Source organism: Chryseobacterium sp. KMC2, assembly GCF_016756935.1.
GTDB lineage: Bacteria > Bacteroidota > Bacteroidia > Flavobacteriales > Weeksellaceae > Chryseobacterium > Chryseobacterium rhizosphaerae.
On the sequence record NZ_JAESIT010000001.1, the window covers coordinates 61,840 to 74,907 of the forward strand.

Annotated in this window: 11 protein-coding genes; 1 reads left to right on the forward strand and 10 read right to left on the reverse strand. The window is 35.3% G+C overall.

The features are described from left to right. Window positions 1-171: 171 nt before the first annotated feature. The 10 genes from JML65_RS00320 to JML65_RS00365 all read right to left on the reverse strand — a co-directional run bounded on the left by JML65_RS00320 (window position 172) and on the right by JML65_RS00365 (window position 12,162). Window positions 172-2,340, reverse strand: a complete 2,169-nt coding sequence (locus JML65_RS00320) for a TonB-dependent siderophore receptor (protein WP_202269567.1) — start codon at window positions 2,338-2,340, stop codon at window positions 172-174. A 242-nt stretch (window positions 2,341-2,582) separates the two neighbouring features. Further along, window positions 2,583-3,080 carry a hypothetical protein gene (locus JML65_RS00325; protein ID WP_202269568.1) on the reverse strand — a complete coding sequence of 166 codons (498 nt, stop codon included), beginning with the start codon at window positions 3,078-3,080 and terminating at the stop codon, window positions 2,583-2,585. A 277-nt stretch (window positions 3,081-3,357) separates the two neighbouring features. Then, complete coding sequence (locus JML65_RS00330) at window positions 3,358-4,197, reverse strand: phospholipase (protein ID WP_202269569.1); 840 nt, start codon at window positions 4,195-4,197, stop codon at window positions 3,358-3,360. Between the two features lie 95 nt (window positions 4,198-4,292). After that, complete coding sequence (locus tag JML65_RS00335) at window positions 4,293-4,823, reverse strand: hypothetical protein (RefSeq protein ID WP_202269570.1); 531 nt, start codon at window positions 4,821-4,823, stop codon at window positions 4,293-4,295. 58 nt (window positions 4,824-4,881) lie between these two features. Further along, the gene (locus JML65_RS00340; RefSeq protein ID WP_202269571.1) at window positions 4,882-5,328 is read right to left on the reverse strand and encodes a hypothetical protein; all 447 of its coding nucleotides are present in this window, start codon (window positions 5,326-5,328) and stop codon (window positions 4,882-4,884) included. A gap of 55 nt (window positions 5,329-5,383) precedes the next feature. After that, a complete protein-coding gene (locus JML65_RS00345; protein ID WP_202269572.1) occupies window positions 5,384-6,184 on the reverse strand; it encodes an SMI1/KNR4 family protein in 801 nt (266 codons plus the stop codon). Between the two features lie 226 nt (window positions 6,185-6,410). Further along, window positions 6,411-9,593 carry a carbamoyl-phosphate synthase large subunit gene (carB, locus tag JML65_RS00350; RefSeq protein WP_202269573.1) on the reverse strand — a complete coding sequence of 1,061 codons (3,183 nt, stop codon included), beginning with the start codon at window positions 9,591-9,593 and terminating at the stop codon, window positions 6,411-6,413. A gap of 59 nt (window positions 9,594-9,652) precedes the next feature. Further along, complete coding sequence (locus JML65_RS00355; RefSeq protein ID WP_202269574.1) at window positions 9,653-10,006, reverse strand: four helix bundle protein; 354 nt, start codon at window positions 10,004-10,006, stop codon at window positions 9,653-9,655. Between the two features lie 40 nt (window positions 10,007-10,046). Further along, window positions 10,047-11,120: a carbamoyl phosphate synthase small subunit gene (locus JML65_RS00360; RefSeq protein ID WP_047485174.1), complete on the reverse strand. Its 1,074-nt coding sequence runs from the start codon at window positions 11,118-11,120 to the stop codon at window positions 10,047-10,049. A gap of 151 nt (window positions 11,121-11,271) precedes the next feature. Beyond that, on the reverse strand, window positions 11,272-12,162 hold the full coding sequence (locus JML65_RS00365; RefSeq protein ID WP_047485176.1) for an aspartate carbamoyltransferase catalytic subunit: 891 nt from the start codon (window positions 12,160-12,162) through the stop codon (window positions 11,272-11,274). A 240-nt stretch (window positions 12,163-12,402) separates the two neighbouring features. Between JML65_RS00365 and JML65_RS00370 the strand changes: the two genes are divergently transcribed. Then, a complete protein-coding gene (locus tag JML65_RS00370; protein WP_047485178.1) occupies window positions 12,403-12,864 on the forward strand; it encodes an Lrp/AsnC family transcriptional regulator in 462 nt (153 codons plus the stop codon). Window positions 12,865-13,068: the final 204 nt, after the last annotated feature.

Sequence of the window (13,068 nt, forward strand, 5' to 3'; positions counted from 1 at the left end):
TCTATAATATAATTGTTGGAAAACGGAAAGACGCAGGGATTACCATGCATACAGCTTTTAAGGCGCTTGAAAATCAAGATTTCCAGAAAGAATAGATAATTCCACCTCCTATAGAAAACCGCCGTTGCGTTTTCCAACAAACTATATCTTTTAAATAATTTTTATTTTTAATTAAAATTTAAATGCGAAGTTGGCAAGAACTTCTCTTGGCTTCTGTGGCTGGCCATAAAAGTTCCAGTAGGTCTCATTCAGGGCATTATTCATTTTCAGACCAATTCTGTATTTCTTCTTATCATAGAAAATAGTAGCACCTACAGAAGTGTATGAAGGGGCAAGAAAGTGATTGGTAATATTGATATAAGTTTTATCTACAAAATTGAACCCGGCCCCAAAACCTAAGCCCTCATAAGCACCATCCATAATTTTATAACTGGTCCATAAATTAGCTACATGTTTAGGTGTCCATGCAATTCTTTTTCCGGCATCTTTACCTCTGTCATCATAACGGTTATCGTTATACCCATATCCTCCAACGATATTCCATCCTTTCACCGGATTTATGACCACGTCCATTTCAAACCCCTGATTTTTAATATTTCCGTCCTGTCTGCTTCCCAAACCACCCGGATCAGCAATTACTCTGTTTTTAACCTTCATATTGTAATAGGTAATGGTTGAAAGTAATTTCTTACCAAATAGATCCAGTTTAAAACCGGCCTCAAACTGATTCCCCTGCTCAGGATCCCATTTCGTAAGAATTCCATCCTGGTTAGCTGAAGGAGCTATGTTTTTAAATCCATTTACGTAGTTGGCAAAGAATGAAATTTCATCTTTTTTAATTTCATAGACTAATCCAAATTTTGGAGAAAACTGGGTCTGATTGTACCCATCATTTCCGGGAACCCCGTTTCTTTTGATATCATCATTCTTATAATGATCCATTCTTAAACTTGCCATTACAAGGAAATTATCCGTAATATTTAAAACATCAGAAACATATGCACTGTACGTACTGTATTGTGATATTTCGTATTTGGTCCCATTTCTTGGAAGTGCCTTCACGACATCCCGGGAAATTGAAGTCCAGTCAGAAGTTTCATTCAGTAAAACGACGTCTGTAGGCTGAGGCTGATCTTTGTCTACAATGACTCCGTTTAAAGGATATGGAACGAATACGGAAGAATCATTCTTACCCACTTTATAAACAGGATATTGATTTTTACTGTTCTGGTGGAAATAATCAAATCCTACCACCAGACGGTTTCTCAGTTTTCCTATTTTAAAGTCTCCGATAAAGTTCTGCTGGATGTTATCTGTGGTTATTTTATAATTATCAAAAGGGCGGATACTTCGGCTTACAGAATTATCATTTAAATAGTTCAACACCAAAAATATAGATTCATTTTCGTTAGCTTCTCCTCTCTGGTAAGACGTTCTGGAAGTCCATTGATCATTAAATTTATGGGTGACTTCAGCCATGGTAACGAAATTGGTTCTTTTTGATCCTATGTCATTGCTTGTAAATGATCTGCCATGAATGGCTGCAAGGTCTTTCATAGAGTGAAGGGTCAGCTTTTCAGACTGTCTCACATAGGCATTCAGTGTTTTTTCCGGCGAATGGAATTCAGTATCCAATGTTACGGTAGTTTTATCACTGACTTTGTATAGAATGCTTCCAGAGAAAAACAAGCCTTTATTGTAGCCTGCATCCTGGAAAGAATCCTGAGAATAGGCAGCCACATTAAATCTTGCCAAAGCTGTTTTTTCTTTATTCAACGGAGTATTGATATCTGCCGTGATTCTGTTCATCCCCCAGCTTCCGGTGGTATAGTTGATGATTCCTCCAAAATTTTCCTGTGGTTTTTTAGTCACTACATTGACTACCCCTCCATAATTGGCTAATGTTCCTCCAAACAAAGTTCCTGAAGGCCCTTTGATTACTTCTATTCTTTCTACGTTAGCAATTTCAGACTGTACTCTCGGGTTTTGGATTAAACCGTTTCTAAAATTTGCAGAAGAACTGAAACCTCTCAGGAAAATATCATTTCCACTGTCGTTTACACTGTTATTCACGACCACTCCCGGAGCTGAAGCCATTGCCGTATTGAAGTCCACAGCACTCATTTCACTGATGATTTCCTTGGGAACAAGGTTATAAACAGTGGGATTTTCAAGGTTTTCCAATGGAAGTCTTGCTACTGATTCTGATTTCTTGGTTCTGTAATTGTGAGTCCCTTGTAGGGATACTGCCTGAATTTCAGCTATTTTAACCGTATCTTTTTCCTGAGCACTCAGTATAGATACGGCTAATAAAGCCGCAGAAATAATTGTCCTTTTCATTGTATAATTAAGTTTAGTTTTGCAAAACTATTCTATTTTTATTAATTCTAAATAAAAATATGATACAAATCATAAAATTAACTTATTAAAAAAGGCCATAAATAAAGGGTTTCTGAAATTTCAGAAACCCTTTATATCATCTGTTGATGATATTTTAGTTCTATATTTTCTTTGTTTGTTCCATAATGAATGGACTAATCTCGGTATACTATCTTCAGCAGGTATTTATTGTAGCTATATCGCTATATGATGGCAGACATCATCATCGACATATAATAATTGGCACAGTGTAAGGTATTGATCAGCACAATTTCTTTATCAGGAAATGTTTCAAAGGCATCAGAGGTTGTGATATCATATTCATAATTCAAGGTACTCCACTTGAGGTTGGGTTTCATTACTAAAAGCTCAATTCCCTCCTGATCAGTCAATACAAATGACTCTTTAAAAATACCTCTGTGTTTAAAAAGAAATCCATTTTTTATCCCATTAAAATAAGTTTGGACTACAATTTCTCCATTCCAGTTCATTCTGAACTTTAAGAGTACTTTTTCATGATCTTTCAGCTCAATAGTGGTCCCCCAAAAACCCTTAGGCTCAATCTGATAGGTTACGTTTGCAATTTCTGCTATCGCATTAAAATTAAACCAGCTTCCGTACGTAAGCTTTCCTATCAACTGGTCACCCTGTGTCACCTCAAAGGATAAAGAATTATTTGATTTTGCAAGATATTCTGCCATGGTTATTTCTGATTTGGTGGAGTTTTTATTAATTTCTAAAATATATTTAAAAACAAACGATTTATGACCCCCTAATTTACAACCTCTTACATAAATCAGCAAAAAAAATATAAGATGTTTTATATACCTGAAGACATATTTTTATATAAACACAAAAAAATGGAGATCCAGACCTGATTTCAACAAGCCAACGACCTTACAGTCGAAAAACCCTGCAAGAAAACTTACAGGATTTATCTGAATTGAATTAACTGTATTGTACATCCGGTACAGTCTTTTATTTATGTTTTTTAAACAACCATTTTGGAATTTCTTCTGTCAGCAAAAATGGGATAACAATATTATTGTGATTGAGATGTGTGAAAGTGGTGAAAACTAAGTTAGGGTCTGAAGACAATTTATTAAATAATTCTACACTTCCGATATATGGATTATCAGTATCCTTTTCTCCGTGAATCAACCAGATATTTTTCTTATTTATCTTTCTAAGATTGGAAAAATCAGGAACAGCAGCTACAGATACCAGAGCTGCAAATTGGCCAGGCTGAATATTCATCAGGTTTTGTGCTGTTGATGCCCCCATAGAGTACCCTATCAAATAAATCCTGTCTTTATCAATATCCGGATATTCTTTTTCTACATTTTTAATCAATTCCAACAAAGCAAAAACGTCATGGGAAGGTTTTGAAATTTGGATATTCTCACTGTTATTTTCATAATTTGAAGAACGCTTACTGAACTGTGGCGCTATCACATAACATTGATATTTACTGTAAATCTCATTCCTTAGCCACATTTTGGCAAACGGTTCAAGCTGGTTTTCATTATCACTGCCAATTCTGGTTGAATTATGAAAAGTGATGACTAACGGGTATTTCTTTCCCTTAACAGTATTTTGGGGAGTTAAAAGCCTGTAAGGAATCTGAATACTATCTTTTGAGAATATTTTTTTCTTGAAAACCTCAGTATTTAAACTGTTTACAACTTTCCGGTTATTTAAAAAAGTCAGGCTATCCACCTGAGTATCCCGGAATTCTTTCTTCTGTCCAGCAATAGAATTTGTGGTTAAAATCAGGGAAAGAATGATTAAAATAGGTTGTAAAATTTGTCTTTGCATGGTGTTTTTAAAAATTATTATCCATTTTATTCGATTTTGTAAATACTGTCGATTTTAATTCTAGTAGACTTTTTCCAATTCATGAATACCAAATTTTAATCATAATGGCCAACCGTTTTTTGGACAGATTTAATATGACTGTTTTCGAATATTATTAAATAATGCTCTCCTGTAGTCATTGAGTATTTAGCAAAAGGATTTCCCATAATTTCGGCTCTAAGCGAATCATTTCTGATTTCAGAAAAATAAATATATTGTAGCAGTCCATGAAATTTATTCAGTTCGTTAATTTCTAATACCTTATACTTTCTATCTCTTCTCCAGTTCTTTACAGTATATTTTTTAGAAAATTTCTTTATCATAGAGTTTGAAAATGAGTTCTCATTTTTGAAATACTCACTTCCATAAATTGAATACTTGTTGATTCTATAAATTTTAGGAATTATTTTCACTCCTGAAGCATCAGAATTATATTCTTTGAGAAATGGCTTTTCCTGATTAATTTTGTGAGTAATAGAATGATATGCAATTTCATATTTTCTAAACTCAGTGTTATTTTCAAAATCATTTTTTGCTGCACAAGAATAAATAAAAATCGGCGTCAAAAATAGAGCATTAAATTTCATAAAAATATGGTGTGTTATTTACAACTAAATAAAAATTTTAATCATTACACTTTAAAAATCATTTTATTTTATAAATATAATCGTGTTTAACTTCCTCAGAATTTTTCCTTAGTTCTTGAATGTCATAAGGTTGACCGTCTATTTCAATATAACCAATCATATGGGTCCACCAATAATTATGAGTTTTTTCAATTCTTACAGTTGAATGTGGCTCAATTTCTAACGAAATGCTACAGCTATCAATACTTATTTTTTCAAGATGCTTTAGGTTCTTATTGACATGAAAAAATCTCGGCTGCACAATATTATTCTCATAATTGAAACTAAAACTGTCATACAAACTGTCTTTTAATAATTTTGAAATTTTCCTGTTGTAATTGATTTTTACAGTCTTTTTTGTCTGACTTAAATTTTGGATGTAAAAATCTGTTGGGATTGAACAACCCAATAGAAAAAAGAGAAAAATAATTCCAAACAAAATCTTAGATCTTTCCATTATATTCATATCATTTTAATTTACATGGTTTTTATCATATCAGAGATGCCTTAATTTCAACAAATTAAGAAAACAATCTTTTTAATGCAGTCCAAAACCCTGGTTTAACTGATGTTTTTTTATTTTCAGGTTCAGCCGTCACCTTATCAGAGTCATTCTTAGCCGTTTTATTTTTGTATTTTCCCAATTCTTCAAGGGCAGTTCTTTCGTTTGCAGGACTGAAGTAAGCGTTAAATGTTTTGTATAATTCAAGAACAAAAGGATTGTCCGTATGGGTTTCCCTGGTCCGATTTTTTAATTTTAAATTGGCTCCAAACCACTTCAGGTATCTATCTCTCACAATATTTTCATTTTTCTTAGTCTCTTCCGCTGTGACCCAGTGGAATCCGGCAGTTTGATTACTCAAAGCCTGGCTGAAAAAATCTAATATCATCTGAACAAATGTCTGTCGTGAGTTTTGGGTATGTCTACCGTCTTCTGGATATTCATCGAAAAACCATATTTCAGGATTATCCGACTCATTTAAATAGAAAAACCTAAAAAAATCATATCTTCTGTGAGATATGGGAAAAACTTCTCTTTCAAATGTAAAACCTGTTTCCGTTAAAGTATTTGTGACATATTCATTGATATCATCATAATCTTCAAATGACATTTGTTCCGCATCAAAAAATTCAAAAAGAAATTTCTTTCCTACGCTTTTAAGGTATTCCTTATAAGCTTCCGGTAATGCCGTTCCTATTCTACTTTCTATCGATGCTATCTCATGATCAGAACATCCAACAATTTTTCCATCGTCTATTCCCAATTCAATGATGAAATATTTTAATTCTGAAAAAAAATCATGATACCTATTCTCAGCCATGGTTAGTTTAATTATGCTTGTTTAGAGGGGTTGTATATGGTTCTCAAATTTACGTATTTCAACAATCAAATTTTAATAGTTTACAGGAGATTATTTTAATTAAAAGTAAAAATTAGGTAAGGTAGAACCCTGGCGAGCCCAACATTGCTATAGAATTGATTGAGATAAAAAAACCTCATAGACTTTTGAAATCTATGAGGTTTATAGGGTTATATTTTTTCGAAAATTACATGGTTTCCATTTTGAAACTCATGCTTTCAATTACTTTCAGAATAGCTTCTACCGTATCCATTGACGTTAAACAAGGAACACCGTTCTCCACACTCATTCTTCTGATCTGGAATCCGTCTCTTTCAGCCTGCTTACCTTTTGTAGTGGTATTCACAACATACTGAACTTTTCCTTTCTGGATCAGGTCGATAAGGTTGACACTTTCTTCTCCGATCTTGTATCCTATTTTGCAAGGAATACCTTTTTCTCCGAAGAACTTTGCGGTACCTTCTGTAGCCCAGATTCTGAATCCTACCTCATGGAATCTTGCTGCCAGAGCTGCAGCTTCTTCTTTATGTTTATCTGCTACTGTAAATAGGATAGAACCATGCATAGGAACTTTTCTTCCTGCTGCAACAAGACCTTTGTAAAGTGCTTTTTCAAGCGTTGTATCTTTCCCCATAACCTCTCCTGTAGACTTCATTTCAGGTCCTAAAGAGATATCAACTTTCGTTAGCTTAGAGAAAGAGAAAACAGGAACTTTTACAAAAACACCTTCTTTGTTAGGAACCAGCCCGTCTTTGTAACCTAGGTCTTTCAGTTTTTGTCCTAAAATTGCTTTTGTAGCAAGGTTAGCCATAGGCACCTCTGTAATTTTAGATAAGAAAGGAACTGTTCTTGAAGAACGTGGGTTCACTTCAATTACATATACATTTCCTTCGAAAAGTACGTACTGGATATTCATTAATCCGATAACTTTCAGTCCTTTTGCCAGTCTTTTTGTATAGTCTACCAAAGTATCAATCTCGCTTTGTGAAATATTTTGTGGTGGATACACTGCAATAGAGTCTCCGGAGTGAACTCCTGCTCTTTCGATGTGTTCCATAATTCCAGGAATGATTACTGTTTCACCGTCACAGATTGCATCTACTTCAATCTCTTTTCCTACCATATACTTGTCAACCAAAATTGGATGCTCAGGGCTTGCCTCAACCGCAAATTCCATATAGTGCGCCAATTCTGCTTCTGTGTATACAATCTCCATTGCTCTACCTCCTAAAACATAACTTGGACGTACCAATACCGGATAACCGATTTCGTTAGCAATTTCTATCGCTTCTTCTTTTGAGGTTGAAGTTCTTCCTTTTGGCTGAGGAATTCCAAGCTCTTGTAATGCTTTTTCGAATTTATCTCTGTTTTCAGCTCTGTCAAGATCTTCCAGTGAAGTTCCTAAGATCTGTACTCCGTGAGCTGCTAATTTATCTGCAAGGTTGATCGCGGTCTGTCCTCCGAACTGAACCACTACCCCTTTAGGTTTTTCAAGGTCGATGATGTTCATTACATCTTCTTCCGTAAGGGGTTCGAAGTATAATTTATCCGAAATCGAGAAGTCTGTAGAAACCGTTTCAGGGTTATTATTGATAATGATCGCTTCGTAACCCATTTCTTTGATTGCCCAAACCGAGTGAACAGTAGCATAATCAAATTCTACCCCCTGTCCGATTCTGATAGGTCCTGAACCCAGAACAATGATCTTCTCTTTATTGGAAACAACACTTTCATTTTCTTCTTCATAGGTTCCGTAGAAATAGGGAGTTTCACTTTCAAATTCTGCTGCACAGGTATCTACCATTTTGTATACCGGCATCACTCCGTTTTCTTTTCTGAAATTGAAAATTTCACGTTCCGTTACATCCCAAAGAACAGCAATATTGATATCTGCAAAACCTAGTTTCTTAGCCTGAATTAAAGTTTCTTTATCAAATTTATGATCAGCGATCACTTTTTCAAAATCAACTAATTTTTTCAGTTTCCAGATGAAGAACTTATCTATTTTGCTCCATTCTACAATCTGCTCCCAGTCATACCCTCTTCTTAAAGCATCTCCGATGATGAACAATCTTTCGTCATCACAAACTCTGATTCTTCTTTCAATTTCTTCCGCTGTAAGAGCCTCTGCCTGTTTTGTTTTTAATCCAAGGTGTTTGATTCCTGTTTCCAGTGAACGGATCGCTTTCTGTAAAGACTCCTCAAAATTTCTTCCGATAGCCATTACTTCACCCGTTGCTTTCATCTGAGTAGAAAGTCTTCTGTCAGCAGTTTCGAACTTATCAAATGGGAATCTTGGGAATTTCGTTACTACATAATCCAACGCCGGCTCGAAACATGCATATGTTTTTCCGGTCACTGGGTTCATAATTTCATCAAGTGTCAATCCTACTGCAATTTTTGCAGCAATCTTTGCAATAGGATATCCTGTTGCTTTACTTGCAAGTGCTGAGGAACGGGAAACCCTTGGGTTTACCTCAATGATATAGTACTCGAAAGAATGTGGATCCAACGCTAATTGTACGTTACATCCTCCTTCAATTCCTAATGCTCTGATGATTTTTAAAGAAGCATTTCTCAATAACTGATACTCTCTGTCTGAAAGTGTCTGAGAAGGTGCTACTACGATTGAATCTCCGGTATGAACTCCCACCGGATCTATATTTTCCATGTTACAAACCACAATCGCATTGTCGTTTGCATCACGCATTACTTCATATTCAATTTCTTTGAAACCAGCAATTGATTTCTCAATAAGACACTGTGTCACAGGGCTATATTTCAATCCCAGTTCAGCAATCTCCTTCAATTCAGCTTCTGTGGAAGCAATACCACCTCCTGTTCCTCCCATGGTAAAGGCAGGACGAACAATTACAGGATATCCGATTTGATCAGCAAAAGCAATTGCTCCTTCTACTGTATTAACGATATCAGATTCTGGAACCGGTTCGTTCAGCTCTCTCATCAACTCACGGAAAAGGTCTCTGTCTTCCGCTCTGTTAATTGCAGAAAGTGTAGTTCCCAATACTTCCACCTTACATTCTTCAAGAATTCCTGATTTCTCCAGTTCTACCGCCATATTCAGTCCTGTCTGACCTCCCAATGTTGGTAACAATGCATCCGGACGTTCTTTTCTGATGATGTGGCTTACAAACTGTAATGAAATCGGCTCGATATATACTTTATCTGCGATCTCCACATCCGTCATAATCGTTGCAGGGTTTGAGTTGATCAAAATTACCTTGTAGCCTTCTTCTCTCAAAGACAGACAAGCCTGCGTTCCTGCGTAATCAAATTCAGCTGCCTGACCAATGATAATAGGTCCTGATCCGATTACTAAAATTGTTTTTATATCTGTACGTTTTGCCATTTTTCTTTTTTTTAGATACAAGATGTTAGATTTCAGATGTCAGATTTCTAACATTATGTTTACTTTTTTAAGTTAGATTTGAATGAATAAATCATTCTTTGAATTTCATTCAGATTTGATATTAAACTGTTGACCGTTTCTAAATTTACCAGCTCTAATTCTTTTATTAAAATCAATTGGGTTTGTAATTCAAATGAAGAAGCATTTGCTACTCCAAGAAAATGATAAAATTCACTATCATTGTTCCTCCCTGCTCCTTCAGCAATATTTGAGGGGATTGAGATTACAGACCTTTTTATTTGAGAAATTAAACCAAACTTTTCATCTTTTGGTAGCTCAGCACAAATTATATAAACTTGTTTTGCAAGTTCTATAGATTTCTGCCAAAAAACTAATTTCTCAAAGTTGTGCATGATAAAGTCTGTTATCTGATGTCTAATATCTGAAATCTTATTACTTTTTAAAGTTCTCCATCATTTCGATAAACTCATCAAACAGGTAGTTTGCATCTTCCGGGCCTGGGCTCGCTTCAGGGTGGTACTGAACGGAGAAACAAGGATGGATTTTGTGTTTTAATCCTTCATTTGTTCTGTCGTTCAACGCGATGTGGGTTTCAATCAGATCTGTTCCTTTTAAGCTTTCCTGATCTACCGCATACCCATGGTTTTGAGAAGTAATAGCCACTTTGTTTTTCTCCAGATCCAATACCGGGTGGTTTCCTCCTCTGTGTCCGAATTTTAGTTTGAAGGTTTTTGCTCCGCAAGCTAATCCGATCAGCTGGTGTCCTAAACAGATTCCAAAGATCGGAACTTTTCCTAGTAATCCGCGGATCATATCCAATGCGTGAGGTACATCTTCCGGGTCTCCAGGACCGTTTGACAGCATAATTCCATCAGGGTTCATCAATAAGATCTCTTCTGCTGTCGTATCCTGAGAAACAACGATAATATCGCAATTTCTTTGAGACAGTTCTCTGATGATCCCCAGTTTAGCTCCAAAATCTACTAAGACTACCTTGAACCCACGGTTAGGGTTAGCATAAGGCGTTTTTGTAGAAACTGTTTCCACCTGGTTGATAGGGAAACTTGTAGTTTTTAGTTCTGCAGCAACTGCACTTTCATCAGCATCAGCATTCACAATTTTACCTTTCACTACTCCATAGTTACGAAGAATTCTTGTCAGTCTTCTGGTGTCAATTCCAGAGATTCCTGAAAGGTTTTTCTTTTTAAATAATTCATCTAAAGTAATCTGAGTACGGAAATTAGAAGGAAGATCGCAAAGTTCTTTTACGATAAGTCCTTTAATTGCAGGCTCGATACTTTCATAATCATCACGGTTAATACCATAATTTCCGATAAGCGGATAGGTCATACAAACTATCTGACCGCAATACGATGGGTCAGAAATCAATTCCTGATACCCTGTCATTCCGGTATTGAAAACTACCTCTCCTGCAGTTTCCAACTCTGCTCCGAAACCTTCTCCATGAAACACTTCACCGGACTCCAGTATTAATTTTTTCTTCATTTTTAAAAATTAGATATTAGATTTTAGAAGTTGGAAGTTAGACTTCCTTATTCTATATTATTTTTTCTTTATTCTTTAATATAATGTCGGGTGTACAATGTATAATGTACTTCACCCCGACTTATATTTTGTACATTATACTTTTTACCATTTACTTAAACGTAAATCCCTTTTCTTCCAGTGCTTCCTTCAGGATCGCCATTCTTGCGAAAACTCCGTTCTGCATTTGTTTAAAAACTCTTGAACGTTCGCATTCTACAAGATCTGAATCTATTTCTACCCCTCTGTTGATAGGTGCAGGATGCATAATAATTGCTTCTTTTTTCATCGCCTGCTCTCTTTCTTTGGTAAGCCCATATCTTTTATGATAATCCGAAGCTGTAAAACTCATCGCATCATCATGCCTTTCGTGTTGTATTCTTAACAGCATCAGAACATCTACATCAGCAATCAGTTCGTCTACGGAAAGGTAGGTTCCGTTGATTAAAGCTCCCTCATCAAACCATTGTTCCGGTCCTGAGAAATACACTTTAGCTCCTAATCTTCTTAAAGCTTCAGCATTGGAATTGGCCACCCGGCTGTGTTTTACATCTCCTACAATCCCTACTTTTAACCCTTCGAACTTTCCAAATTCCTGATAGATCGTCATCAGATCCAGCATACACTGTGAAGGGTGATTTCCTGTTCCGTCTCCTCCATTGATCACAGGAATTTTAATATTTTGTAATTCCTCAAAGTACCTGTCCTTTTTATCGCGGATCACTACTAAGTTTACCCCTATACTTTCAATGGTTTTCACCGTATCATAAAGACTCTCGCCTTTGTTTACCGAACTGTGTGAAGCATCAAAAGGAACAACCTGAAGTCCCAGTTTTCTTTCTGCAATATCAAAGCTCGTCTTTGTTCTTGTACTGTCTTCAAAAAAAAGGTTTGAGCAAAAAACTTCTCCTTCAATTTTAGCAGTTTTTCCATTCGCAAAAGCCATTGCTTCTGTCAGTATACTGTTGATTCTCTCGGTGCTTAGTTCTGTAATCGTAAACATAATTCTTAATTTTTGAGCATAAAAAAAGCGAAGACAAGATCTTCGCTTAATAACAATAAATATCGTAAAGGGCGCTTTCGCCCGGTAAATCTAATGATATAAATGCTTTTTTATTCATTAGGTGCAAAGATACAGTATTTTTACGAATCTACAAAAACAAAGTTTTAAAAAAATTTAAAACCTCAGTATTTTCCTATTCTCATTTAAAATTAATATTTTTGTTACAACTCAAATTAGTTTATGGATTTAAAAGACAAAATGATTCTCAGCATTATTCAGGAAGACTCTACTCTATCTGTTAAGGAAATTTCAGAAAAGATAGGCCTTACCTTTACTCCAACCTATGAGCGGATCAAACAGCTGGAGAAGCACGGAATTATTGAAAAATATGTAGGTCTTTTAAACCGTGAAAAACTGGGTTTGAATATCATAGTTTATTGTAATGTCCGTCTTAAAGAGCAATCCAAGAAAGTATTGGAAACCTTTGAGAAAAACATCGGAAAATATGATGAAGTACAGGAAATCACCAGCCTTTCCGGAGAATATGACTATATGCTAAAAATTATTGCAAAAGACATTAACTCTTATAATGAATTTGCAGTCAATGTCATCTCAAACCTTCCTAATATCGGACAATACCATAGTTCCATCGTTCTTCATGAGGTAAAAAAATCCACCAAATTCAAGATTGACCTGGAATAGTTCTTTATTGTAAATCACTAAGAAATTGTAAGTGATTTACAAACATCTAAGAATTCACTACATCTTTGTTCTTACCACTACCTTTTCGGAATACAATAAAACCATTAAGATACCCTAAGCAGCTAAGATTTATTAAGATTAAAGATTCACAAACGAGTGTAAGGCAGTATGCTAAAAAAATAATTTTTAGAAATTATACTGGTT